The organism is uncultured Oscillibacter sp. (genome assembly GCF_910579365.1).
In the GTDB taxonomy this organism is placed as follows: Bacteria; Bacillota; Clostridia; order Oscillospirales; family Oscillospiraceae; genus Oscillibacter.
Map to the genome: position 1 here is coordinate 1 of NZ_CAJTUX010000015.1, position 22,443 is coordinate 22,443.

Here is a 22,443-nt window from a genome sequence, read left to right on the forward strand (position 1 = left end):
GGGGGGGGGGGGGGGGGGGGGAATAGCCCGAGGGCGTGCGCCCGGCGCGTGTTCTCCGCAATCGTACACCACTCGAGCTGGCTGGCGCGGTTATCATGCTTATCGCCCCGTTTATGGTCCACAACAGGATAGCCGTGCGGGTTCGGCACGAACATTTTGGCGACGAGTAAATGCACTTTCACATTGCGGCCATTCAAGCTGACTCGCAGATAACCGCGCCGATCGTCGAATGGCTTTAGCACACGCCCGGAGTCTTTACGCCGGATTTGCCCCAAGCGGTTGATCTCATACTCGGGAAACTCCGGGATCGTGTGCCAGACGATTTTCATCAGCCCAGGAGATCGTCGTCGCCGTCTTCGTCTTCCCAGTCGTCGTCCCAGTCGGAGTCGGTGACCACGCCACCGGCCAGAGGCTCGCCGTCCTCCAGCTTCATGATCCCATTGAGGCCCGCGGAGATACCCTTGTTGCCGTTGGTGTCGTAAACGTAGAAGTTGATGATCGCGCGGCCGTAGCAGCCGGAGTAGAGCTCGGAGGGCTCGGTGATCGGGGTCTTATCGGCGTAGACCAGGACGGGCTTGTTGTTGGAGCTGACGGTGATGACGTAGCAGCCCTTGCACTCGGGGCCGAACTCGCCGCCGTTGGGGCGCTCACCGTCGCCGTCGTGCAGCGTGCTCTTGAGGCTGGAAGGCAGCTTCTTCCCGGAGTGCTTCTGCATGTAGGCGGCCTTCGCGGCCTCCATAGCGGCCTTGATCTTCTTGACGGTGGCCTTGTCGGTCTTGGGGATCAGCAGCGTCGTGCTATACTTCTCCTGGGCGCCCTCCTGAGCGGCGCGCGGAGTGAAGAGGTTGTTGTAGCTGAAACGGACCTTTCCGGTAGTAATCTGAGTAGCAGCAGCCATTTTTACATTCTCCTTTTTCAGTTATTGATTGATGAATACCTCGGCGTACTGGACGCCGAACTCCAACGCCTCTTGGTGCGTATTGAAGTAAATATCAATGCGGTTTTCCTTGATCGCGCCGCCTACGTCTTCGGCGATATAGGTATGGCCGTTGATAACGACCTCGGACCCAATAGGGATAACGTCAGGATCGACCGCGATCGTGCGTCCGGCCGTTACCTGATAGCCATAGGCCGTAATCCCATAGTAAGGATCGCCTGGGGCTTTGTCGCAGCACTTTTCACAAGCGCAATATGCTGTCAGCTTGAACTCTCCCAGGGAGATAAGCGAGGGCGTCGGCTCGGGAGAAGCAGTCTCCGCTTGCGGCACAGGAACCGCCTGCTGGAGCGCCGGCGTCGGCGCAGGGGAAGCAATCTCTTTCGGAGCGAACGGGCGGAACATCAGGGAAACGGCCAGGGCAAGAAGCAGAACCAGGATCACGAACCACTGTATGCGAATCACTCTGGCCTGACGATTGTACCTCGCGCGGAAAACGCCGGCGACCTGCTCCATAACTACGCCCCCTCGTCAAACGCGGCGAGCACCTGCTCCTCAAACTGATAAGCCGGTCGCTTGTCTTTTTCAGGGGCAAGCGTAGGCGCGCCCTGGGGCTTAACGATCAGGTCTTTTAAGACCTCGGCGATTGCCTTCTTGCCAAAGTCCTTCTCCATCTTCGTGAGGGTAATGAGCTTGCGCTCATAGAGAAGAGCCTCGTCGTACCCTGCGGCCTTCATAGCCGCAACGACCTGATCCTCGTCGGTGAACCTGCGATTGCTGCGGCCCTCAACCATTTTCCAGCCGGTCACTTCCTCGCCGGCGGTCAGGGCTTTAGAAACGAGCTCCTTCAGGTCCTTCAGCCAGCCCTCAATATCGTCGGCCTTCGCCAGGATCGCGCCCGCTTCTTCGGCGGTGATGGTCAGCGGATCGGGACTTTCGTCGAAAAGCGCCAGGTTCTTATCGGTCCTTGCTTTACACTGCGCTCTGGCGCGGCAGAAGCGACAGGTCTCCTCGCTGGGCGCGAACTCGCCTTCGCCCTTATCCGCGAGCTTTGCCCGCGGCTTGACGGTCTTGGTCCCCCAGGACTTGAGCTCCTTAACCGAAAGCTCGGCAGAGTCGCAAACGCCGGAGAGGCGAGGCTGGAAGATCGTCATTCGGACCGTCTGAATGTCGTACAGCGGCTCGTACTCTGCGAGCGCCCCCAGGCCATAGAGCTTCATCTGCGGATTGCCTTCGGCCTCGACGCGGTGGCCCTTTCCATACTTATAGTCGATCACGTCCAGTACAGGCTCGGCGATAATCAGACAGTCGCCGGTGCCGAAGCCTTCGGGCACGTACTTGGAGAAGTCCAGCCGGCTTTCCAGGATTACCACGGGATCGGCGCAGACCTTCTTGGCCTCTGTCAGACGTTCCATGATAAACTTGGCGTAGGACTCAGCGTGCTCCAGCATTTCATCAGTGAAGTAAGAGCTCTTGCTGAGCTCAGCCAGCTTGTCCTCGTAGGTGTTCTCGTCGATCTCGCCGAGGTAGAAGCGCGTCGTCAGCTCGGCGACCGAGTGGGCCAGCGTACCCTCCTCAGCATAAGCGCTCGTGGACTTGGGAAATTGCAGCTCAAACCGGGCGCTCGGCGTACAGGCAAGCCAGCGATGGGCGCCGCTGGCAGACAGGATCGCATGGTCAGCCATTCGCAGCCATCAGCCTTTCCATCAGGGCTGGGTAGTCCTCCTCCTTGATGTCGGACAGCTTCTTGCCGCCGAACTCGGCGAAGATAGCGGACAGCTCCTCGCGCTTGCCGGCCTTAGAGAGGGCCGTCGCGACGGCCCGCACGTCGGTCTTGGAGACCTTCTTGGACTCAGGCCCAGGCTCAGAAGGGAACGCACCGGGCTTGCCATCCGCAGTCTCGCTCGCAGCCGTGCCCTCGTTCTTGGCAGGGGCAGAGGTCTCGCCGGTGCCGGCAAACGTAGGGCCCTCGGTCTCGGTCTTGCCCGGCGCCTTGCCCAGCCGGGCGAGGGCCTCCCGAGTGACCGCCTCGCCCAAAGCGTCGGGGTCGATTGCGGCCTTGGGAACGAGCGAGCTGACAACCTGCTCCAGGGTCTCGGTGCTGGGGTCATAGGTGATCTCGATTTTGATTTGCGCCATTGTTCTTTTCCTCCTTTTAATTTGTAACATCGCACATTTGCAGGATGTTCTCAATGTTCACGCCGCGCGCGCCAAGCTCTGCCAACATAGCTTGGAAAAGCGGCGTGCCTTTAACATAAGAAACCAGCTCCTCACTGGACAAACTGGTAACATTTTGTAAGGACTGCCGACGGTCACACTGGTTATACGCGGTCCACACAACTTCCGAAAAGGCCGTGCTCTCAATGTCCGAAATCAAGATGGACAATACTCGATCCGGTTTTTGAACCAACATTTTTGCGGTATTAAGCAAGTGCGTTGTTTCCATAGCGCGAATAGGGACCGCTATTCCGCAAGCTGGCAGCCAAGTGTCGGGATAATCAAATCTGGTTTTCATTACCAACTTCTTCCTCCTTAGATTTTTTCCAGGCCTGAAAGGCCTTAAGGTTGACGGGGTCCTGGTAGAAGGTTTTCGCGAAGTCGAGGATCAGGGAGCACGCCAGCTCCTCGCTCTGTTGAATCGTTGCCCCTTCCATTCCGGCGCTTGTTCGTTTCCTTTAGGAAACTTCCCGCGCAAAAAAAATCTTGTTGCGGGTGTCCATCGAAAGATTCAGTCTTTCCTCGCAGCTCATGACTTCGCCGAGAGTAAACTGAACCTTGCCACGCATACGCCGGTTGAGCGCGGACGGACTGATCTTGCAGACCTGAGCGAGCTCTTTCATCGAGCAGTCCGCGTCGATCATTGCGTGCCGAAGGGCTTTCGCGTTAAGCATAGGCGGCCTCCTTTCTCCTAAAATGTTTCCTTAAGGCTACTTAATCATAACACGTCTCATTTGATTTGTAAATAGCCTAAACGAAACTTTTTTATTTTTTCTGAAAAAAGCGTTTCCTTTTTGACCCACTCGCGTTATAATGACGTTAGGCTGTCTCATAAGACCTAAGCAGGTCACTAAAAGGAGGTAATTCGCATGACTATGGGCGATCGTATTCATATACTTCGTAAGGACAAAGGCTTGACCCTTGAAGATATAGGCCGCGCGGCGGGTGTTGCTAAGAGCACGGTGCGCAAATGGGAGAGCGGAAGTATTACCAGCATAAGGACTGATAAAGTCCAGAAGGTCGCTGCGGCCCTGGGCACTACTCTGGAATACCTTTTGAATGGGGTGGAGGACAGCGGAACTCTTTATAAAAATATGGAGCCTCTTCCGCAGACCAGACCTGTGCCCGTGATTGGAAATATCGCTTGCGGTACGCCGATTTTAGCCGAGGAAAATGTAGAGGACTATGCGGAGCTCGATATTAGGGTCAAGGCCGACTTCGCGCTTCGCTGTCACGGCGACAGCATGGTCAACGCCCATATCTTCGATGGTGATCTTGTGTTCATCCGCAAACAACCCGACGTGGAAAACGGAGAAATTGCTGCGGTGGTGATCGACGGAGAGGCTACCCTCAAGCGAGTCTACAAATATCCGAACCGTATCGAGCTACGCCCCGAAAATCCCTTGTTTCCCGTTATGCAGTACGAAGACGCCGAGCTTGAGACAATCAGGATCATCGGCAAGGCCGTTTCATTCCTCGGCCAGGTACGCTAATGGGGAAGGGCAAACCGTGGACCAGGGAGGACGTCATTATTGCATACGCGCTTTATTGCGTGATACCTTTCTCAAAGGTCAATAACAGCAATCAGACGATCAAGGACGCCGCAGCTATTATGGAACGGTCGCTCGCGTCGCTCAAAATGCGGATATGCAATCTTGCCGCGCTGGACCCTGACTTTTTAGCCACCGGCCGCGCTGGACTTACCAGCGTCGCGAACTTAGATCGAGAGGTTTACGCCGAATTTTCAAGCGACTGGCAGCGTTTGAGCTCGACCGCTGAGGAACTGCTTGGACTTCCCATCTTTGACATTGCCGAGCCAATCTATAATGGCCCGGATAAGCGCCGCAGAAAGACCTACGCAGAAATATCCGATAAACAGGCAAGGCGGTTTTTCCGCAAGTCTGTCATTGCCGCGTATGAAGGCCGGTGCTGCATATCCGGCATGGCTATCCCGCAAATGCTGATCGCCAGCCATATCAAACCTTACGCCGTCAGCGACATTCAAACCGAGCGAGCCAATCCCGCAAACGGTCTCCTGCTTAATGCTTTTTACGACCGAGCCTTTGACCAAGGTCTTATGACCGTCTTGCCAGACCTCACGATCCTTATTTCCGACCAAGTAAAAGAGGTCTATACAGACGAGCGAACTCAGGAATGGCTGTACTCGATCGAGGGCACAAAGATCAAACGCCCCGCGAGATTTGCGCCAAATAGGGACTTGCTTGCGTACCATAACGAATACGTCTTTTTGAGGTAGCGCCATGAAGAATGCGGTAATTTATGCCAGATATAGCGCAGGTCCGAACCAGACCGAGCAGTCGATCGAGGGCCAGTTGCGGGTTTGTACCGAGTACGCCGAAAAGAACGACCTGCGGATCGTGGGCACGTACATTGACCGGAAAATATCGGGCAAGACAGACAACCGCCGAGAATTTCAAAGAATGATCGACGACAGCGGCAAGAAAATCTTTGAGGTCGTCGTCATGTACCAGACCGACCGCTTTGCCCGTAATCGGTATGACAGCGCCGTTTATAAGCACGCCTTGCGGAAAAACGGCGTCGAGATTAAGTACGCAGTCACGAGCATTCCAGACGGCCCAGAGGGAATCATCCTTGAAAGTCTTATGGAGGGCCTTGCAGAATACTACTCGGCAGAACTGAGCCAGAAGATCAAACGAGGTATGCGAGAGAGTGCGCTCAAATGTCACAGCACCGGAGCCGGGCACTCGCTGGGGTATCGGACCGCGCCTGATAAGTCCATCGTGATCGAGCCAGACGGTGCGAAGGCCGTCCAAATTGTTTTCGACATGTATATTAAGGGCCGGAGTCAAGTGGAGATTTGCGACTATTTGAATGACCTCGGCTTTCGCACTGCACAGGGCAAGCCGTTCGGCAAGAACAGTGTCAACAAGATCATCAAGAACAAGCGTTATATTGGGGTCTACACCTATGACGATATTGTGATCGAGGACGGTATACCTGCCATTATCTCGAAGGACGTTTTTCAGCTTGCTCAGCAAGAAATGGAACGCCGGAGAACTCGCAAGCGGCCTAAATCGCCGAAAGCTGAATACCTGCTGAGCGGCAAAGCGTTTTGCGGACACTGCCAAAAGCCGTTGACTGGGGTGAGCGGAACCGGCAAAACCGGAAATAAATGGTACTACTACTATTGCCCCGACTCTCGATCCAAAAAGGGGTGTCACAAAAAGCCGGTGCGCCGGGAGTGGCTGGAGGAGCTGGTCGTCCAGAAGACCGCCACCGCAGTCTTGCAGCCGGACGTCATTCGGCATATTAGCGAGAAGTGCTTTGAAATGCAGCTGAAATACCGCGAGGACAATAGCGACATCCTCTTTTATGAGAACAAGCTGGCCGAGGTCAAGAAGGCCATCAAGAACACCCTCAAGGCGATCGAGTCCGGCGTCGTAACGAAAACGCTTCCCGCGCGCCTGCAAGAGCTTGAGCAAGAGCAGGAGTCCATCGAGGCGGAGCTGACGATCGCTAAGGCGACCGACGTCGTTATCACCCCCGAGCAGATTGAGTATTTACTCTGGCAATTTTCCAAACCGCAAGAGGGAGAATCCGCAGACGAGTACAGGCGCAGGATCATCAAATGCTTTGTCCATAAGGTTTTCCTGTTTGACGACAAGCTGCTGATCTACTACAATGTGAGCCGCGACGGTCGGACCCGCGAGCAATCCACAGTGGAGCTCCTGAAGGAGGCCCTTTCTGCGGGGTTCGACCAACGCTTCTCTGGGTCCACCAAACACGGAAGCCTTGCGTATCAAGGCTTCCGCTTTTTCATCTACTGCCGCAATGCTTCTGGGTTTTTAAATCGCCATAGCCGTAGCGGTTAATATTTAGTTCGTAGCACTTTCTCGATTAAAAATGCACACGGATTTACACACGAAAAAAAGGAAGGGCTTTCGCCCTTCCTCGTTCTCATTTCACCACGTACTCGTAATATCTGGCCAGCTTCTCCCCGCCCTGGTTCCGGGCGTCCTTGTCCTCCAGGAACGCCTTGGCCATGTAGACGTAGAAGTCCATGCTGTTGGCGTTGACCTTCTCCGCTACCTTGGCGTAGTCGGAGTAGATCATATTCATCGCCACCCAGAATTCCAGGGAATCGCAGTTAATCCCCCTTTGCGCCCGGGCCTCCTCGGTTTTCTCCATAGTCCAGTGCGGGCCGGTGGTGCCGTCTGCGTTTTTCATCCGCTGGACCCACTCTTGGGCCATCTCCCGATCAAAGGGCCGGCCGCCGCTGCCGGAGCCGTGGCCACTCATCCGCTCCCCGCCCCGGTAGGCCATCTCATCCATCCCCCGGTGTCCAGCGTCGGTCCGGTACTCCCGGCCAAACTCCGGGGGGAGCTGGTCCATATCGCCGGACATACGGAAGCCAATCCTGTTCATGGGGTGCTGCCCTCCTCTCTCGCCGCCGTAGTCCTGATATACAGGCGGGACATAGGGCGTGGTCATGGGATAGCGGCTTTCCGGACCTCGATACGCCTCCCGGTCGTCCCAGTAGCGACTTTCTACCCACGACCCGTCGTCATTTTGCGGCGCAAAGCGCCCGTTGTCGTAGTGCTCCCGGCCACGGCGGTCCCGGAAGCGGGAATCAGGGCCGTCACCGTATTCGGACCGGGGATAGTCCCGGCGTTCGTAGTCCTGGCGGCTTCTGTCCCGGCCGGAGGTCATGAGGATCATTCTTCCAATTCGGTTCATGATTTCCCTCCTCTCAGGTCGTGGGCGCGGGCGGTGCGGCAGGGGCCGTGCCGTCAATGCTGGCAAGGGAATTGTCCGGGCAGGGGCAAGTCTTGCCCAGCAGACGGAACGCGCCGCCCGTGGCACTGGTGGAGACCACGGCGGAATACCGGGTCCGGGTGCGGATGCCGCACGCCGTCACCTGGGCGCAGCAGCGGTTAGTCAAGGGGTACTGCTCCGTTCCGGTCCCAATGGTGACGACCACCGGGGCGTTAATGGTGGCCGCCGCGGGAATTGCCTGGGCAATCACAATGCAGTACTTGCACCCGTTGCGGTAGCTTCCGGCGGGCAGATTCACCACCACGTTCCCGCCGGCAAAAGTGACGGCCTGGGAAATCACCAGGCGGTCGCAGAGTTTACAGCTCGTTTTGCAAGCCATTTTAAAACCTCCTAAAAAGTCAGGGGCGGCAGGAATCCCCGCCGCCCCGAAATGGTCACGGCAAAAGCCGGAAAGAATCAGCAGCAGCGATTGCCGCCGCAGTCACAGCCGTTATTCCAGCCGCTGAACTGCCCGCAGCCGTTGGTGGGGAAGTTCACGGGGGTGGGAGGCTGGACAATATAGGCCGCAGAGGGGCAGTCATGTCCAGAACGCCGCAGAATTTCCGCAGTGTTCGCGTCCAGCATTGCGCTGAACGTGGCGTTCTGCCGGTAGGCCTGAATTTCCGCAGCCTGTTCCGCGATTTTCTGATCCTTGCGGGAAGATTCAATCGCGTCCAGCCTCGCCAGAACCCGATCAGTGTCATTGTGGGCGTTCTGGATGATGTTGGCAGCGTTGGTAGCTGCAGCGTAAGCGGCGTCGCAGGAGGTCCGCTCAATCAGCCGCTGAGTCTCGCAGCAGCACTGCTGATTCTGGAAGCTCTGATTGTACAGCTGCTGCATCAGCGCGGCCTGCTGCTGGCAGCGGGCCAGCTCCGCCTGAGAAGCGGTCTGCATGATGGTAGTCCCCAGGCCGTTGATAGCGTTGCTCTGGGCGTAGAAGCCGTCGCACAGGCCCTGGGTGTTGCCGTCCAGCTTGCTGATGATCGTCTGGGTATCAAGGGCCCTCTGGAGTACCGCCTCCGTGGGATAGCCGCCGTAGCAGCTGGGGGCGGGATAAGGAACGACTGTCACATTATCACCTCCGTTGCCGCCGCCGTTTCGGCTTCCGAAGCCGTTCCCGTTGTTGCCCCAGCCGAAGATAATCGCCAGGATGATGACGGCCCACAGGCCTTCATTGCCAAAGAAGCCGCCGCCGTTGTTTCCGCTGTTGTTGTCGGACTGGCCGGCAAGAAAGCCGGTCAAAAGCTCGTTGCCCATAAAAAAACTCCTTTTCAAATATTGCAAGCTGGGGCCGTACGCTCCCCGGACGATGCCGAATGGGAGCGGTTTTGGTCAAGACCGCAAACTGAAAAGAAGTGAAGATTTGACTTCTTATTTGATTTTCTGTCTCAGAAACTTAAAAGTGGATACCCAGGCCGGAGAGAATTTCATCCGGGGTGGTCCCAGCCTCCCGCGCCAGATTCCGTGCTGTCTGCTCCAGCTCTGCCGGGGACTTCCCTTGAATCATCCGACGGGCCTGGACAGCCTTTGGGTCCTGGCCATTCTGTTCGCCAAGGAACTGGGAAATCAGATTCATAGGGTTTCCGCCACCTGCGGCCATCTGAATGATGCTCTGAATCATATCGTTCATGATTTATTTCCTTTCCCGGCGGGCTTTTCAGCAACCGCCGCCTCTTTGACCGGAGGCCGGAGGGTATCCAGCTCCTGCCTCAGCTTTTCTACCTCGCACCGTAGGCACTCCACCGTCTCCAGGGGCGCATAGGTCCCCTCCGGTATGGGCACAGGGGCCGCCGTGGTCGCCTGGGGCGGCTCATAGCGGTAAGAGCGGAAGATGGGGCTGCCGTCGTCCCCCAGGGCCTTAGCGTAGATATAGCCGTGGGCCCAGTCCGGCATGATGGTCAGCGCGCCGGAAAAGTCCGTGGGCACCGCTTTAGCCTCATCCAGGGACGCCACCTGGCGGAAAATCACGCCGGGCTGTTCCTGCCGGGCAGGAGGCTGAGGCGGAGGTGTGGGCGGGGTCTGAGGGACGCCGCTGAGCCATGTGCGGCTGCTGGCAGGTCGCGCCTGGGGAAGCGGCTGGCCGGTGTAGGGGTCGAAACGATATTGTTCCATGTAATTCGCTCCTTCCGTTTTTTCGCTTTCCATCATACACCAAATTTCGGAGGAAAAACTATCAATTTCCTATCAAAAAACTATCAATTTCCTATCAAAAAACTATCACGGCAAAAAGGAGCCGGGGATTAACGCCCCGACTCCTTCACCTTATTCACCTTTTCATAGATGCCGCGAAGCCGTCGGTCTGTCGTGGCAATGGATATCGCCAGGGACGCGGCGATCTTGACCCGGGACATTCCCTTCACCCGCAAATCAAAAACCGCTCTCTCATCGTCCGTGAAGTTGCAGCCGTGACGGAAGTTTTCGCACTCTGCCTCCGTTAGATTGTGCAAGAGCATTGGTGCGAACTCGCAGCCTCCTTGTTTAGATTTTGCCGGTCTTCTTGGCGAAGCGGTACAGCATCGAGCAAAGCTGCTGCCGGGTCACAGGCTGGCTGAGCTTCAGGTCTCCAGAGCTGTCCCCGGTGAGGATGCTGTTTTTCTTGGCCCAATCAACGCCCTCTTTGTGGGCGGGGCTGGGGGTATTGTCCATACGCTTGTCCTCCTTTTGATAGTTCGGGCGCACAACGCCCACGATCTGACTGTAAGGCCGGGTCTTCCGGCAGACCATGCCGCCGTTGGACTGGCTGCCGGCCTCGCTGGTGTTGCCCTCGATCGCCACCACGCCGGTGAGCGTCACTTTCTCAATAATTCCCGTGTGGTCCGTAGCCGCGCCGCCGGGGAAATCGTAGATGACCACGTCGCCGGGGCGGTAATCCTTTGTCACCCAGCAGCCCGCCGCCTTCGCCGCCCGCATCAAATCGCCGCAGGAAGCCGTCCGCTTGGGCAGGAGCTTGAGGGCTACCACCTGGCTGAAGCACCACATGACGAACATCATACACCAGGCGTAACCATCCAGGCCGAACCACTTGCCGTACTTGGTCCGATTGCTGCCGGCGGGGCTCTCCGTATTGCCCAGTTCTCCCCGGGCGACGGCCAGCACCTTCTCCGCCGTCATTCCGCGCCCCCGGAGACAATCTCCCTGGTCTTCACCAGGGCTTTCCGGTTTTCCGTGTTGATCTCCCAGACGGCCCCCTCAATCATGTTAATGACGGCCTCAGTGACTACCACGCCCATGGCCCGCAGCTGCTCCTGGACAAACTGCTGCCGCTTCTCTCCGGAGGGGTCCTGGTCGTGGTACAGCTGCTCCGCCGCCCGGGCGAAGGACTGCACCAGCCGCCGGATGTTCTCCTGGGTGGCGGCGTCGGTATTGGCCTGGATCCATGCTCGGGCTTTGGGGACCAGATAGGCCAGAAGGCCCACGGCGAACGCCGCCAGAAGATTGCCGATGATTTCATACAAATTTTCCATTACGATTCCTTTCCGAGCGGCCCAAAGCCGCCCTGTCGCACTTGACAAAGCGGCTTTGTTTGGTATAATGAATATAGAAGGGCGCTGCCACACGGCGGTCAGCCCTTATCTGATCAGCTTAGAAAGTTGACCGTTCGGGTGCCTGCCGGACGGTCAACACGCTTTTATGGTAAGTATGTAAGCCCAAAAAGCTAAACACACCAGAAACCGGAGCACAAAGTACAACCGTCTTCTCCACATCCGCGTCACCTCCCTTCGATGCAATCTCCGGGAAATGAACCACCCCCTTTCGCAAGGGAATGGGCTGGCCGCCTATTATGTAACAGCGTCCTTCCGGGCTCATCATACCATGCCCCGTCACGCTTTGTCAATTCTCGCCGCCCTTCCGGGCGGCTTTCCTATGCCCTCAGCTAAGGAACTTCTTCATCGTCCTCGCCTCCTTTTCCGGCTCTCACCTTCGAAATCTTAATCCCCGCCAGCAGCAGGGCCTCCACGCCTCCCGCGCCCAGGGTGTACTGGATCAGCGTATCCGGAACCGCGCCCTTGACACAGAAAATGGCGGTCATGGCCACGATGAAGCTAAAGGCGAACAGACCCAGGGCCAGCAGGATGACGTTGGAGGTCTTTGGCCCCCTACTCCGTTTCCCGCTCACAGCCCCACCCTCCCAAGAAGGAAGGCGATTACGGCGGCGCACACGGCCCACAGAGACTTTTCCACCAACCCCTCCCACCGTTTCCCCGGCTTGGACTCCAGCTCCCGGAGCTTCCGGTTCAATTCGTCGTGGCTTTCTTTGAGATTGTCCAGCTTCTCCATAATGTTCTTGTATTGCTCCCCCTGGATTCCCTCCAGGCGCTCCAGTTCCCGAAGCCGGTCAAAGACCTCCCGATGCGTGCTTGCATGCTGTTCATTGGCCCGCTCCAGCGCCTCCACCCGGGGACCCAGCGGGCAGTCCCGCGGATTGTTCTGGCATTTTTCGTTCATGGGGATTCCTCCTAATCTGTGGTTTTGGTGTACTTTACGGTCAAATTCACCGGGGCATTCCGCCAGTCGGCATGCGTAAGAGTCATGAGTTTCTTAGCTATCAGACTGTCCAGATACTTTTTCACTGTGCTTGTCGTCATGTGGACACCTGTTGCGATTACTTCTGGTGTGAGTGTACCAGAAGGACGGTGATAGCAGAGGTAAGAAAAAATCACGAACTCAGCAGGTCTGAGGTGATAGTCCCACACCGCGTTGGGTATAGCGAATCGGTAGTGTCTTGGGTCACGGCGAGGCCAGCCGATGGGAGTGGATCGTCGTATCATCAGTTACCACCTCCGGTCGTGTTCTGCTCCACCCACTGAATAAACTTCTCCTTGGGTACGACCATCCTGTTTCCGATTTTCAGAACCGGGAAGCCCGGTTCGTGCATCAGTTCGTAGCCGCTGGAGGGCGACACGCCAAGTACCTTTGCTACCAACTCCGCATTGAGAAACAGCGGCAGCTCACTGTAGTCTTTGAATTGAGATACTTTCATCTTGTTTCCTTTCTTCTGCTTTTGATTTTGGCCACGCACCGTACACCTTCCTGCCCCTCGTCGTCGCAAGCTTCATATCCTTCGCTTCCGCCTTGCGGCGGAAGCTCACTCATTGCGCTGCTCCTCCTTTCCCCACAAAGCTACAGCTTTGTGGGGGTCCCTTTGAACTGCGGCGTTTTCACTCTGTTGGCACGCTCACTCCGTCTATGGAGGTTCTGGCGCTGCTTCTCCCAGGGAGTATGAACTCCGGTGGTAGGTATTCAGTTGTCGAGGTACAGCTCGCGAAAATTGATTTTGTTCTTCTATATTAAATTCTCTATTCTGCGTTTCCACCTTAACATCCCGCTTGACATTCGTCAATAGGTTTTGTATCATATAAGCAGATACACTATTTCGTGAGTTACATTATCGATTGGAGGCAGAGCCATGGGCGTTTTGGGAAAAGACCTGTTTGACATAGACCGACCACGCACACACGTGAAAGTACAGTTCGGACAGAATGCCTACTGGGTGGAGCATGACCCAACGCCCCATCCATACGGCGAGGTCTTGACTGAGCTGCTGAACTACGATGTCGCACCGTATGAGCACACGCTTTGTGTTTTGGAACAGGCCATAGAGGAGAAGGACGACCAGACAGCACCGCAGGCATTTATGGATGCGATAAAGGGGCTGTCTTCCCTTCCCTATTTTCGCCTGTTCCTGTCTGATCTGCGCCAGCTCAACGATGGTGGGGAAAAGGATGCTGCCTATATGCGGGAGCAGGTCAGCGCCATCTGCTTCATCCGGGAGAGGTACTCCTGGTTTTTAACGGAAGCATTCCAGCGGAGGGCCTTTGAAAAAAAGAAGGGCCAGAGGAAGGTTCCTCTGGCCCAGCAGATCTATGAAAACTGTTTGGACGCTTTTGTAAGCGGTGTGAGCTTGGGAAAGTCGCCGGATGTGGACGCGCCCCAGGTGAACATTCAGTACGCCGTGTTAGAGATCAACGAGGAGCACCATGAGCTGGTGGAGAAGTTGTACTTCGACCGGCTGGAAGATTTCGCCTATGTGGAGTTGATGCGAGGCCTGCAGCGAGGTTTTGTCCCCAAGCGATGTGCCAACTGCGGCAGGTGGTTTTTGCAAACGCCGGGGGCCAGCTACAACTACTGCGACCAGCCCGCACCCAACAGCGAGGAGGGCAAGACCTGCCGGGAGGTGGGCTCCAGCAAAAGCTTCCGGGCCAAGGTGCTCAACAATGAGATCTGGGCTATCCACCAGCGGGCATATAAAAAATACTTTGCCCGCACAAAAAAGGGCACCATGACCAAGCCGGACTTTTTGACATGGGAGATGGAGTCCGAGCGGCTCCGGGACGAGGCGCTGTCAGAGTATAACCGAGCAAAAACAGAGGACGAGAAGGCCGCTATTGCGGAACGGCTGCGTGAGGAACTGAACCGCCAATGAGCGCGGCCCTATCTTTGGAGACACTGGTGCAGCTTATTTGGACAAGGAGGAAGCGATATGTCTATTCTTGGCGCAGTGATCGTCCCTCACCCGCCGCTGATTATTCCCACAGTAGGACGCGGGCGGGAGCAGGAAGTCCAGTCTACCATCGATGCATACCGGACTGCCGCAAAGCAGGTGGCCGACTGGAAACCGGAAGTGCTGATCATTACCTCACCCCACCAGGTGATGTACGCCGATTACTTCCACATCTGTACTTTTTGCGATAGGCCGGAGTGGACTGCCCCATCCTCCGCATCGGCCTATCCGGGTTTTCTCCCCTGGACCACTACCAGCTGGGACAGTGCATCGCTCGGGCTGTGAAGAACCTGGGCCGTCGGGCAGTGTTCGTCGCCAGTGGCGACCTGCCCCACAAGCTGAGGGACGACGGCCCCTACGGCTTCGCCCCGGAGGGGCCGGAGTTCGACCGGCAGATCACCGAGGCTATGGCAGAGGGGGACTTCCGACACTTTTTGACCATGGACCCGGCCCTCTGTGACCGGGCGGCGGAGCAGTGTCATGTGGAGGTGACTACCCTCCTGATTCCCGGTGAGAATGACAGCGAGGAGGAGATCAGGAGCTTGACCCGTTGGCTGGCGTCGGTGGACCGGGATATCCCGCTGCACCTGTCCCGGTTCTTCCCTCGTTATCGGATGATGGACAGGCCTCCCACGTCAGTGGAGCGGGTGTACCGATTGGCCGATGTGGCAAGAGGGTGCTTGTCCTTTGTCTGTACAGGGAATTGCTGATGCAGAAATGTTTGGGGCTTGCCTCTTATTTGCAGGTTGTAAAGCAGCGCAAACTCAAAAATTTCCAAGGGACAAAGGCTGCGCTCGGAGCCCGTTTGAGGTCAGCGTAAAAAATACCCAGCGTGGTTTGTGTAATTTATCTGTTCATATGTGAGCTCCGAACCAAATGGGCAGTTGCATTTACGCAAAAAAATTTTTGTGATAAAATAAGTTTATTCTTATTGTGCCGGTAAGCAGGCAGCAAAACGACAGGAGGAAAAAAATTATGCAAGGTATGTTTGAAGGCGGTTCCCAGGGGGGAAACCGTCATCCGTGCCCCGGCGGACAGTTGTGCGGAGCGGTACGCCAGGGAGAACAACATCAAGTTTCAGCCGCTGTAAAGAAGAGAGGGGCCTGTGTATGAGCGAAGAAGAGCTGCGTGAGCTGCTGCTGGCTGAGGTGTACGCCGGGGCGTTCTCCGGGCTGGGCGCGATGCTTCTGGACGAGGACCGGATTCGGAACGCCGGGGCGGAGGAGCTGGAGGAGCTTGCACGGGATTTATAAAGGTGATATGCTGTATTATACTTACAATAAAATCCCTCATGCCAGCGGACGCATGAGGAAATCTGAATTGCAGCGAAAAAATTATTGATGAAAGATATAGGGAAAACCAGGAAAAGGAGAACTGCCATATGGACAACAGGAAAGAGACTGCGGCTGCCCCGATTTCGCAAATCGATTATAGCGATCTGGCCAAGGACATTGCCGGTGTACTGAGCGCCGCCCCCATGACTGCGGCTGAGATCAACGCCGCTCTGGGGACGGACTATACGCCTCTGCAGATCTCAAACGCAATACAGCGCATCTCCGGCGCGTCCGCCGGGCGGGAGGTTCGCATGACTGTGGGCGCGAACGGGCTGCGGCGGGAAAAGGAGTACGCAGTCTATACCCTATGCGGGACAGGGGCAGTGACCCGGCCTTCCACCGGGGCAAAGCGGGAGAAAAAACCGCTCCAGGCAGCGGAGAAGCAGGCGCGGGTCCAGGCCATCGCGAAGGTTCTGGGAACGGAACCCATGACAGTGCGGGAGATCAACGCCGCGCTGGGCACGGACTACGAGGCGCTGCAGGTGGCCAACGCGGTGAAGTACATCCCTGGGGCTGAATCATGCAAGGTTTGGCGTATGGTGGCCAACCGCAGGGGCGAGAAAGTGGAGCGGGAATATACCGCCTATTTTTTGAAGTAACCGCTTTGGGCTGAAAAAATTTTAAGGAGTGATTTATGGTGGAAAGCAAGCAGGATTTTGTCATTGCAAAGGGTGTTTTGACCAAGTACAACGGTCCCGGCGGGGATGTGATCATCCCGGCGGGCGTGAAGAAAATCGGGGACGGTGCGTTCAAAGGCTGCGCGGCCCTGACCGGCGTGACGATCCCAGATGGCGTAACGTCCATCGGCGAGAGGGCCTTTTACGGCTGTACGGAGCTTCAAAGCGCGGTCATTCCGGAGGGCGTGAAAGAAATTTCCGGCTTTCTGTTTCGCGGCTGCGCGAAATTGCAGAGCGTGACCATCCCGGAGAGCGTGCAGGCGATCGGCAAATACGCGTTTTGCGACTGCAGGAGCCTGCAAAGCGTGACCACCCCGAGGTCCGTGAAGAAAATCGAAAAAAAAGCTTTCAGCGGCTGCCATCGGCGCATGGCGCTGATTGCACCGTATTTTCCTATTTCGGACATTGAAAAGGATGACAAGCTCAAAGCCTGCTGCGGCTTTGCCAGGGCGTATCTGGAAAACGCGGCGCCGGACGGGGAAATCAACGCGGGCTATCTCCGCTACATCAAGAGCCAGAGAAAGAATCTTTACATTGACGCCATTGGGGATGGCGCGCTGCTCCACCTCCTTTTCGCGGCCAAACTGATTCAGCCGAAGGACATAGAGGACCTGATGGGGTATAAGGCGTACTTCCGCAAGGACACAGAGGCTTTGATCCAGGAGTACCGGGTCCGCTATCTGGGGCCGGCGGACCCCGTAAAGGAGGCGGAGCAAAAAAAGAAGGCCGCGGAGAAGTCCGCGAAGAGCATGAAGGAATTTGAGGCCACCGGCGTGATGACGCTGGCAGAGGCGGAAAAGCTGTATACCCTCAAACGGGAAAAAGGCAGTGTCATCATCACCAGGTATAAAGACTATACAAGCCCGGACGCCGATGTGGTGATCCCCCGGATCATCGGCAAGTCCCCGGTGACGGGGATCAACAAAGGCGCCTTCAGCGGCAATGAAAATATCCGAAGCGTGACCATCCCGGAGGGCGTAAAGACAATTGACCAGTACGCTTTTAGCGTGTGCTCCAATCTCCAGAGCGTGACGCTCCCGAAGAGCCTGCGGGAAATGGGCCTGTGCGCCTTTGCGGGCTGCGAGCGGCTGGAGAGCGTGACCATCCCGGGCAGCTTGAAATATATCCCGTCCCAATGCTTTTTCCGCTGTTCGAGCCTGACCAGCGTCACCATCGAAAAGGGCGTGAAGGCCATTGACGAGCTAGCCTTTTCTGAGTGTAATATTGAAAGTCTGACTATCCCGGAAGGCGTCACCGAGATTGGGCAGAATGCCTTTGGGGACTGCAGAATGCTGCGGGAGGTGACCATCCCGAAAAGCGTCACAGAGATCGGCCCCCAAGCCTTTCGAAACTGCGTAAACCTCCAAAGCGTGACCATTCCGAAGCGCGTCAAAGAAATCGGATGGCAGGTTTTTGAGTACTGTGAAAGCCTGCAAAGCGTGACCATACCGGAAAGCGTCACGGAAATTGGCGGCCGTGCCTTCCAGGGATGCGGCAAGCTTCAAAGCGTGACCATACCGGAAAGCGTCACAGAAATTGGCGGCGGTGCCTTCCGGGGATGCGGCAAGCTTCAAAGCGTGACCATACCGGAGAGCATCAAAAAAATCGGCAGCGACGCCTTTAAAGACACGCCGTGGCGCCAGAGTCTGGGTGCGCTGGTCGTGATCAATCACTGCCTGCTGAACTATCTGGGGGAGGAAAAGGACGTGATCCTTCCGGAGGGCCTGGAGGAGATCGGAGACAGCACCTTTCAGGACTGCGCCGGCATCCAAAGCGTAACGATTCCAGACAGCGTCGTCAAAATCGGGAGCTGTGCTTTTTCCAAATGCGAAAACCTTCGGTCCATTACCATTCCAGAGAATGTCACTCGGTTGGGTATGTCCGCTTTTTATGGCTGTAAAAGCTTGCAGAGCGTAACGATCCCGGGGGGTATTAAAGAAATCTACTATGGCGTCTTTGGCGGCTGCGAGAAGCTCCAAAACGTCGCCATCTCGGAGGGTGTCGCCAGTATCGGATATGAAGCTTTCCATGACTGCGTTAATCTGACCGATGTGACAATCCCGGCCAGCGTCAAGAAAATCGATCGAAGCGCTTTCACGCATGGTCCTCAGATTGATATGCTTATCATAGAGGGCCTCACCATCCACGCCCCCGCCGGGAGCTACGCGGAGCAGTACGCCAGGGAGAACGACATCAAATTTCAGCCGCTGTGAAGGTCCCGGCATCATCAAGGCAAGGTGTGTTTGCGGATGGTCTGGCCAACGTAGCTTCCTCCGCTTTGCGGCAGCTTTGCCGGAGGCGGCGGGAGATGCTGTTTTCGCGTTTAATGAGAGACAGGTATTGATATTATTTCGCAAATAGAATATAATATTGCCGAAATAGGCAGTAGGGAGATAGAGTATGGATCGTACAACTATTGTCAGCGATATCAATGCTTTGTTACATATCACAGCTGGCTATCTTGCGAATTGGCTGGACGAGATTTTACCCAGAGTGACGGATTCCTGGTGGGAGGATTGTGTTCTGTCCAGTCTCAGTTATTCGCAGCGGGAGGTTGCTGAAAATAGAAATTTCTCCAAGCTGTCAGATTTCGACCTGGCGGCCCTGCTTCGCATTGCAAATAAATCCTGGTACGATATGCGTACTGTTGCGTATTTACCAACGAGCGAACGGGAGTGCGTCCGCAATATGATAAGCGTCCGCAACAACTGGGCGCATTGCAGCGCGGAACTCCCCGATAAGGATACGATATTGCGCGATTTGAAAATCATCCTCAAATTTGCGCAGCAGGTCAACTGCGAGCATGTGGTATACTCAAAGATCAGCGAATTGACTGCCTTTATCGAGAAGCCAGGCAGCATTGCCTTTACGCCGCAAAGAGCGGAGGATTTATCAAAACCCACAGCGGCCTTACCCGCCGGGAGCAGCGCAATCACGCAGAACTCCATGGTCTGTCTTGTCAGCGATCCCCAGAAGCGCGGCTTTGTCGTTGGCATTGCCGAGCTTGGCGGAACAACAAAGTACAGTGTTTTTATTGATAACGCAATTCACACTTACTATACCGGACAGATCGCTCCCGTTGTAGAAACGGCGGATTATCAATGGATTGATGTGAACCGGTTCCGCAACTTGATGACCGCTTATCAAATCAACAATCCGTCGGGGCAAAATTTGTATTCCTTAAATTCTGCCCGCATTGACTTTGTTCCCTATCAATTCAGGCCCGCACTCAAAATCATTCATGCCGATGAGCCAAGGATTTTGATTGCAGACAGCGTAGGCGTCGGAAAAACGATTGAAGCCGGACTGATTATTAAAGAATTAGCCGCCCGGCAGGAGTTGGAGAAAATCCTGATTATCTGCCCTCGCCCCCTTGTGGCTGAACGCAAGTGGGAATTGGAAATGAAACGCTTTGATGAGGACTTTATTCCGCTGGACGGGGCAACCCTGCGGCAGGCAATCTCGGATACAGATCGTGACGGTGAATGGCCGCAGCGGTATCATAAAGCGATTATTCCGTACTCTATTTTGGATGGTCGTGCATACAGCGGTGAAAGTTCCAATAGAGCGAAAAATTTTGGCCTGTCAGACCTTGAACCAGCTCCACATTTTGATCTTGTTATCGTTGATGAGGCACATCATATTCGAAACGGCAGTGTGGACAAGGAAAAGGCGTTCGCCTATAAATGTACAAAATTTTTCTGCGATCATGCTGACGCGGTTGTTATGCTAACGGCGACCCCGCTTCAGACCGGCGATGATGATCTATTCACGCTGCTTAATATATTGCGCCCGGATATTGTCATAGACCAGAAAACATTCCATATGATGTCCAAGCCCAACGAATACATTTCAAAGTGCGTTCGCACAATCCGAAGTGCGGACGGGAGCTGGCAAACCAGGGCGGCGCAAGAGCTGCTTCAGGTCAGAAAAACGCAGTGGGGGGACAGCGTTATTGCAGGCAACCCGCTGTATGACGACATCCTGACGCGGCTTGAGCGAGAGGACATATCACGTGAGGATCGTGTTCGCTTAATTTCAGATGTCGAGTCATTGCACAGCTTCAGCACCATGATTAACCGAACCCGCAGACGTGATATTCAAGATTTTTGCGTCAGACGCAGCATAACGATTGAAACGGAATTTACGCCTGAGCAGAGGCAGCTTCATGATGAATTGCTGCGGTTTGAGGCCAGCTCACTGGCGGCGCTGCATGGCGCAAGGGCTGTTCCATTCATGATCAGTACGATTCGGCGGCAGGCGGCGAGTTGTATTTTTGGACTTGCTCCCCATATTCGCGATATGATTGAGCATCGCTTTCAGAGCATGAACGATGATCCGGAACTTGATTTTGAAGATTACGACTTGGATTCCGATAGTTCCGAGACGCTGGTTCGCTTGGCAAAGAATGTGCTTTCGCTGGCAGAAGCCCTGCCGGATCGCGATCCGAAGATTGAAAAAGTGTACGAGATCATTCAGCAGAAGCAAGCTGACGGCAACAACAAAATCATGCTGTTCAGCACATTCCGGCACACGTTGGCCTATCTCAAAAAGAAACTTCAATCCAAAGGGCAGCGCGTTGAGCAGGTGGATGGAAGCGTGAAGGATGAACAGCGCTACGAGCTGAAGCGCCGCTTTGAGCTGGAAAGAGAAAATCCGGACGCTATTGATATTCTTCTGTTTACAGAGGTCGGCTCAGAAGGCCTTGACTATCAATTCTGCGACACCATGATCAACTACGACCTGCCCTGGAATCCAATGCGTATCGAGCAGCGTATCGGCCGAATTGATCGCAGAGGCCAAAGAAGCGAAGCCGTAAGCATCTATAATGTCATTACCAAAGGAACGGTAGATGCTGATATTTATGAACGCTGTTTGATGCGTATCGGTGTTTTCGAGAACAGCATTGGCGAGTGCGAAGAAATCCTTGGAGGCATCGCCGCACAAATCGAAAGGATTGTCCTTGACTCCGGGCTTTCCGACAGTGAGCGCAAGAAAAAACTTGAACAGATGGCCGACAACGAGGTTCGTAAAATCATGGAAATGAACCGCCTGGAAGAGGAAGAAAAAGAACTGTTTGGGTTTGACCTTTCCGAATTTACAACCACACAGGAGATTCGCAGAGCGGAAAATCCGTGGCTGACGCAGCAAACGATTCAGCTGCTTGTTACGAACTACCTCAACGAGAAAATCGGCTCCGGAATGTATATTCTGGGCGATAGCGCAAATAAAACCTTGCGCCTATCCGCTGGCGCAAGGGCCGCCATTCTGGCAGACCTGCGGAATCTGCAAGGAGTTAGAAGTGCGGTAAGACGGACATGGGAAAACTATTTAAGCGGCAAAAAGGCGACAATTTCCATTACGTTTGACGCTGAATCCGCATCCAAAAATCGAGACAGTCTGTTCATTACCGCGCTGCATCCGTTCGCAAGGCAGGCGGCTAAGTACTTTACGGCTGAACATACTTCATATCTGAAGATTAAGCATCGGTCCGATACGCTTCCTGTCGGAGTCTATCCCTTCTCCATCTATGCGTGGAGATATACCGGCTCCAATCCTTATTCCCGCCTTGTGACCATATGCGAGAACGCCACGATTTCACGTGAGCTGCCCGACATCCTTGAGAGCAGCCCTGTGGAACTGACGGGTCAAGTGGAGCAAGACCCGTCTTGGGACGCCCTGGAATTGCTCCATGCGCAGGAGTGGAAGGCCGCAAAGGAGAAGTATCTTTCTGATGCGGCGAACACAGCCATGTTTCGGCTCGAAAGTCTTGAAAATACGCATCGAAACAGAGTCAGAGCGTTGGAGCAGCAAATTAGCGATGCTTTTGATGACCAGATAAAGCGAATGAAAATGGGCGAATTGGAGACAGTTCAAGCTGATTTTGACAAAAGAGCAGCAAGTATTCAAGCGGATCAAACACGTTCCGATATTCATACTGCCCTCTTGGCGAACGGCATCATTGTTGTAGAGGAGATGTAA

General features: G+C 55.2%; 28 protein-coding genes. 10 read left to right on the forward strand and 18 right to left on the reverse strand.

What is annotated here, in order from left to right:
* From QZ329_RS05840 to QZ329_RS05870, 7 genes are all read right to left on the reverse strand, one after another.
* The coding region (locus tag QZ329_RS05840) for an NUMOD4 domain-containing protein (RefSeq protein ID WP_295749515.1) at positions 1 to 329 on the reverse strand (329 nt) is incomplete at its 3' end.
* Positions 329 to 898, reverse strand: coding sequence for a DUF2815 family protein (locus QZ329_RS05845; RefSeq protein WP_295749518.1), 570 nt, complete (start codon positions 896 to 898; stop codon positions 329 to 331). The genes QZ329_RS05840 and QZ329_RS05845, both read right to left, overlap by 1 nt.
* A 21-nt stretch (positions 899 to 919) precedes the next feature.
* A complete protein-coding gene (locus QZ329_RS05850) occupies positions 920 to 1,450 on the reverse strand; it encodes a 3D domain-containing protein (protein ID WP_295749521.1) in 531 nt (176 codons plus the stop codon).
* A gap of 2 nt (positions 1,451 to 1,452) precedes the next feature.
* Positions 1,453 to 2,619, reverse strand: a complete 1,167-nt coding sequence (locus tag QZ329_RS05855) for a DUF2800 domain-containing protein (protein WP_295749523.1) — start codon at positions 2,617 to 2,619, stop codon at positions 1,453 to 1,455.
* Positions 2,612 to 3,073, reverse strand: coding sequence for a hypothetical protein (locus QZ329_RS05860; RefSeq protein ID WP_295749526.1), 462 nt, complete (start codon positions 3,071 to 3,073; stop codon positions 2,612 to 2,614). The genes QZ329_RS05855 and QZ329_RS05860 overlap by 8 nt, the downstream gene beginning before the upstream one ends.
* Before the next feature lie 16 nt (positions 3,074 to 3,089).
* A complete protein-coding gene (locus QZ329_RS05865; RefSeq protein WP_295749529.1) occupies positions 3,090 to 3,449 on the reverse strand; it encodes a hypothetical protein in 360 nt (119 codons plus the stop codon).
* A gap of 160 nt (positions 3,450 to 3,609) precedes the next feature.
* Positions 3,610 to 3,825 carry a helix-turn-helix transcriptional regulator gene (locus tag QZ329_RS05870; protein ID WP_295749532.1) on the reverse strand — a complete coding sequence of 72 codons (216 nt, stop codon included), beginning with the start codon at positions 3,823 to 3,825 and terminating at the stop codon, positions 3,610 to 3,612.
* A 195-nt stretch (positions 3,826 to 4,020) separates the two neighbouring features.
* On the opposite strand from QZ329_RS05870, the gene lexA reads away from it, so the two are divergent.
* The 3 genes from lexA to QZ329_RS05885 are packed head-to-tail and all read left to right on the forward strand — an operon-like array spanning position 4,021 to position 7,005.
* A complete protein-coding gene (gene lexA, locus QZ329_RS05875) occupies positions 4,021 to 4,644 on the forward strand; it encodes a transcriptional repressor LexA (RefSeq protein ID WP_295749534.1) in 624 nt (207 codons plus the stop codon).
* Positions 4,644 to 5,408: an HNH endonuclease gene (locus tag QZ329_RS05880; protein WP_295749537.1), complete on the forward strand. Its 765-nt coding sequence runs from the start codon at positions 4,644 to 4,646 to the stop codon at positions 5,406 to 5,408. The genes lexA and QZ329_RS05880 overlap by 1 nt, the downstream gene beginning before the upstream one ends.
* Before the next feature lie 4 nt (positions 5,409 to 5,412).
* A complete protein-coding gene (locus tag QZ329_RS05885) occupies positions 5,413 to 7,005 on the forward strand; it encodes a recombinase family protein (protein WP_295749540.1) in 1,593 nt (530 codons plus the stop codon).
* A gap of 85 nt (positions 7,006 to 7,090) precedes the next feature.
* Here the strand turns inward: QZ329_RS05885 and QZ329_RS05890 are convergent, their stop codons facing one another.
* From QZ329_RS05890 to QZ329_RS05940, 11 genes are all read right to left on the reverse strand, one after another.
* Positions 7,091 to 7,870 carry a hypothetical protein gene (locus QZ329_RS05890; RefSeq protein ID WP_295749543.1) on the reverse strand — a complete coding sequence of 260 codons (780 nt, stop codon included), beginning with the start codon at positions 7,868 to 7,870 and terminating at the stop codon, positions 7,091 to 7,093.
* 13 nt (positions 7,871 to 7,883) lie between these two features.
* The gene (locus QZ329_RS05895) at positions 7,884 to 8,288 is read right to left on the reverse strand and encodes a hypothetical protein (RefSeq protein ID WP_295749546.1); all 405 of its coding nucleotides are present in this window, start codon (positions 8,286 to 8,288) and stop codon (positions 7,884 to 7,886) included.
* 77 nt (positions 8,289 to 8,365) lie between these two features.
* Positions 8,366 to 9,205 carry a hypothetical protein gene (locus QZ329_RS05900; protein WP_295749548.1) on the reverse strand — a complete coding sequence of 280 codons (840 nt, stop codon included), beginning with the start codon at positions 9,203 to 9,205 and terminating at the stop codon, positions 8,366 to 8,368.
* 139 nt (positions 9,206 to 9,344) lie between these two features.
* Positions 9,345 to 9,578 carry a hypothetical protein gene (locus QZ329_RS05905; protein WP_295749550.1) on the reverse strand — a complete coding sequence of 78 codons (234 nt, stop codon included), beginning with the start codon at positions 9,576 to 9,578 and terminating at the stop codon, positions 9,345 to 9,347.
* Positions 9,575 to 10,060: a hypothetical protein gene (locus QZ329_RS05910; protein WP_295749554.1), complete on the reverse strand. Its 486-nt coding sequence runs from the start codon at positions 10,058 to 10,060 to the stop codon at positions 9,575 to 9,577. The genes QZ329_RS05905 and QZ329_RS05910 overlap by 4 nt, the downstream gene beginning before the upstream one ends.
* Before the next feature lie 128 nt (positions 10,061 to 10,188).
* The gene (locus QZ329_RS05915) at positions 10,189 to 10,401 is read right to left on the reverse strand and encodes a hypothetical protein (RefSeq protein ID WP_295749557.1); all 213 of its coding nucleotides are present in this window, start codon (positions 10,399 to 10,401) and stop codon (positions 10,189 to 10,191) included.
* Between the two features lie 25 nt (positions 10,402 to 10,426).
* Positions 10,427 to 11,059 carry a CHAP domain-containing protein gene (locus QZ329_RS05920; RefSeq protein ID WP_295749559.1) on the reverse strand — a complete coding sequence of 211 codons (633 nt, stop codon included), beginning with the start codon at positions 11,057 to 11,059 and terminating at the stop codon, positions 10,427 to 10,429.
* Entirely contained in the window at positions 11,056 to 11,412 is a 357-nt protein-coding gene (locus QZ329_RS05925; protein WP_295749563.1) for a phage holin, LLH family, read from the reverse strand. The genes QZ329_RS05920 and QZ329_RS05925 overlap by 4 nt, the downstream gene beginning before the upstream one ends.
* Positions 11,413 to 11,822: 410 nt before the next feature.
* Positions 11,823 to 12,065, reverse strand: coding sequence for a hypothetical protein (locus tag QZ329_RS05930; protein WP_295749565.1), 243 nt, complete (start codon positions 12,063 to 12,065; stop codon positions 11,823 to 11,825).
* The gene (locus QZ329_RS05935; protein WP_295749568.1) at positions 12,062 to 12,394 is read right to left on the reverse strand and encodes a hypothetical protein; all 333 of its coding nucleotides are present in this window, start codon (positions 12,392 to 12,394) and stop codon (positions 12,062 to 12,064) included. The genes QZ329_RS05930 and QZ329_RS05935 overlap by 4 nt, the downstream gene beginning before the upstream one ends.
* A gap of 322 nt (positions 12,395 to 12,716) precedes the next feature.
* Entirely contained in the window at positions 12,717 to 12,929 is a 213-nt protein-coding gene (locus tag QZ329_RS05940; RefSeq protein ID WP_295749660.1) for a helix-turn-helix domain-containing protein, read from the reverse strand.
* Positions 12,930 to 13,355: 426 nt separating this feature from the next.
* Between QZ329_RS05940 and QZ329_RS05945 the strand changes: the two genes are divergently transcribed.
* From QZ329_RS05945 to QZ329_RS05980, 7 genes are all read left to right on the forward strand, one after another.
* Positions 13,356 to 14,372, forward strand: coding sequence for a DUF6076 domain-containing protein (locus tag QZ329_RS05945; protein ID WP_295749571.1), 1,017 nt, complete (start codon positions 13,356 to 13,358; stop codon positions 14,370 to 14,372).
* 57 nt (positions 14,373 to 14,429) lie between these two features.
* A complete protein-coding gene (locus tag QZ329_RS05950; RefSeq protein WP_295749574.1) occupies positions 14,430 to 14,735 on the forward strand; it encodes a hypothetical protein in 306 nt (101 codons plus the stop codon).
* On the forward strand, positions 14,648 to 15,160 hold the full coding sequence (locus tag QZ329_RS15600) for a hypothetical protein (RefSeq protein WP_365351524.1): 513 nt from the start codon (positions 14,648 to 14,650) through the stop codon (positions 15,158 to 15,160). Before QZ329_RS05950 ends, QZ329_RS15600 begins: the two co-directional genes overlap by 88 nt.
* Before the next feature lie 399 nt (positions 15,161 to 15,559).
* Positions 15,560 to 15,703 carry a hypothetical protein gene (locus QZ329_RS05965; protein WP_295749576.1) on the forward strand — a complete coding sequence of 48 codons (144 nt, stop codon included), beginning with the start codon at positions 15,560 to 15,562 and terminating at the stop codon, positions 15,701 to 15,703.
* A 128-nt stretch (positions 15,704 to 15,831) separates the two neighbouring features.
* Positions 15,832 to 16,383: a hypothetical protein gene (locus QZ329_RS05970; protein ID WP_295749579.1), complete on the forward strand. Its 552-nt coding sequence runs from the start codon at positions 15,832 to 15,834 to the stop codon at positions 16,381 to 16,383.
* 35 nt (positions 16,384 to 16,418) lie between these two features.
* On the forward strand, positions 16,419 to 18,674 hold the full coding sequence (locus QZ329_RS05975; protein ID WP_295749582.1) for a leucine-rich repeat domain-containing protein: 2,256 nt from the start codon (positions 16,419 to 16,421) through the stop codon (positions 18,672 to 18,674).
* 187 nt (positions 18,675 to 18,861) lie between these two features.
* Positions 18,862 to 22,443: a helicase-related protein gene (locus QZ329_RS05980; RefSeq protein WP_295749585.1), complete on the forward strand. Its 3,582-nt coding sequence runs from the start codon at positions 18,862 to 18,864 to the stop codon at positions 22,441 to 22,443.

Coding starts and splice junctions, on each gene's coding strand:
- QZ329_RS05845 (WP_295749518.1), bottom strand. CDS start 898: ATGGCTGCTGCTACTCAGATTACTACCGGAAAGGTCCGTTTCAGCTAC.
- QZ329_RS05850 (WP_295749521.1), bottom strand. CDS start 1,450: ATGGAGCAGGTCGCCGGCGTTTTCCGCGCGAGGTACAATCGTCAGGCC.
- QZ329_RS05855 (WP_295749523.1), bottom strand. CDS start 2,619: ATGGCTGACCATGCGATCCTGTCTGCCAGCGGCGCCCATCGCTGGCTT.
- QZ329_RS05860 (WP_295749526.1), bottom strand. CDS start 3,073: ATGGCGCAAATCAAAATCGAGATCACCTATGACCCCAGCACCGAGACC.
- QZ329_RS05865 (WP_295749529.1), bottom strand. CDS start 3,449: ATGAAAACCAGATTTGATTATCCCGACACTTGGCTGCCAGCTTGCGGA.
- QZ329_RS05870 (WP_295749532.1), bottom strand. CDS start 3,825: ATGCTTAACGCGAAAGCCCTTCGGCACGCAATGATCGACGCGGACTGC.
- lexA (WP_295749534.1), top strand. CDS start 4,021: ATGACTATGGGCGATCGTATTCATATACTTCGTAAGGACAAAGGCTTG.
- QZ329_RS05880 (WP_295749537.1), top strand. CDS start 4,644: ATGGGGAAGGGCAAACCGTGGACCAGGGAGGACGTCATTATTGCATAC.
- QZ329_RS05885 (WP_295749540.1), top strand. CDS start 5,413: ATGAAGAATGCGGTAATTTATGCCAGATATAGCGCAGGTCCGAACCAG.
- QZ329_RS05890 (WP_295749543.1), bottom strand. CDS start 7,870: ATGAACCGAATTGGAAGAATGATCCTCATGACCTCCGGCCGGGACAGA.
- QZ329_RS05895 (WP_295749546.1), bottom strand. CDS start 8,288: ATGGCTTGCAAAACGAGCTGTAAACTCTGCGACCGCCTGGTGATTTCC.
- QZ329_RS05900 (WP_295749548.1), bottom strand. CDS start 9,205: ATGGGCAACGAGCTTTTGACCGGCTTTCTTGCCGGCCAGTCCGACAAC.
- QZ329_RS05905 (WP_295749550.1), bottom strand. CDS start 9,578: ATGAACGATATGATTCAGAGCATCATTCAGATGGCCGCAGGTGGCGGA.
- QZ329_RS05910 (WP_295749554.1), bottom strand. CDS start 10,060: ATGGAACAATATCGTTTCGACCCCTACACCGGCCAGCCGCTTCCCCAG.
- QZ329_RS05915 (WP_295749557.1), bottom strand. CDS start 10,401: ATGCTCTTGCACAATCTAACGGAGGCAGAGTGCGAAAACTTCCGTCAC.
- QZ329_RS05920 (WP_295749559.1), bottom strand. CDS start 11,059: ATGACGGCGGAGAAGGTGCTGGCCGTCGCCCGGGGAGAACTGGGCAAT.
- QZ329_RS05925 (WP_295749563.1), bottom strand. CDS start 11,412: ATGGAAAATTTGTATGAAATCATCGGCAATCTTCTGGCGGCGTTCGCC.
- QZ329_RS05935 (WP_295749568.1), bottom strand. CDS start 12,394: ATGAACGAAAAATGCCAGAACAATCCGCGGGACTGCCCGCTGGGTCCC.
- QZ329_RS05940 (WP_295749660.1), bottom strand. CDS start 12,929: ATGAAAGTATCTCAATTCAAAGACTACAGTGAGCTGCCGCTGTTTCTC.
- QZ329_RS05945 (WP_295749571.1), top strand. CDS start 13,356: ATGGGCGTTTTGGGAAAAGACCTGTTTGACATAGACCGACCACGCACA.
- QZ329_RS05950 (WP_295749574.1), top strand. CDS start 14,430: ATGTCTATTCTTGGCGCAGTGATCGTCCCTCACCCGCCGCTGATTATT.
- QZ329_RS05965 (WP_295749576.1), top strand. CDS start 15,560: ATGAGCGAAGAAGAGCTGCGTGAGCTGCTGCTGGCTGAGGTGTACGCC.
- QZ329_RS05970 (WP_295749579.1), top strand. CDS start 15,832: ATGGACAACAGGAAAGAGACTGCGGCTGCCCCGATTTCGCAAATCGAT.
- QZ329_RS05975 (WP_295749582.1), top strand. CDS start 16,419: ATGGTGGAAAGCAAGCAGGATTTTGTCATTGCAAAGGGTGTTTTGACC.
- QZ329_RS05980 (WP_295749585.1), top strand. CDS start 18,862: ATGGATCGTACAACTATTGTCAGCGATATCAATGCTTTGTTACATATC.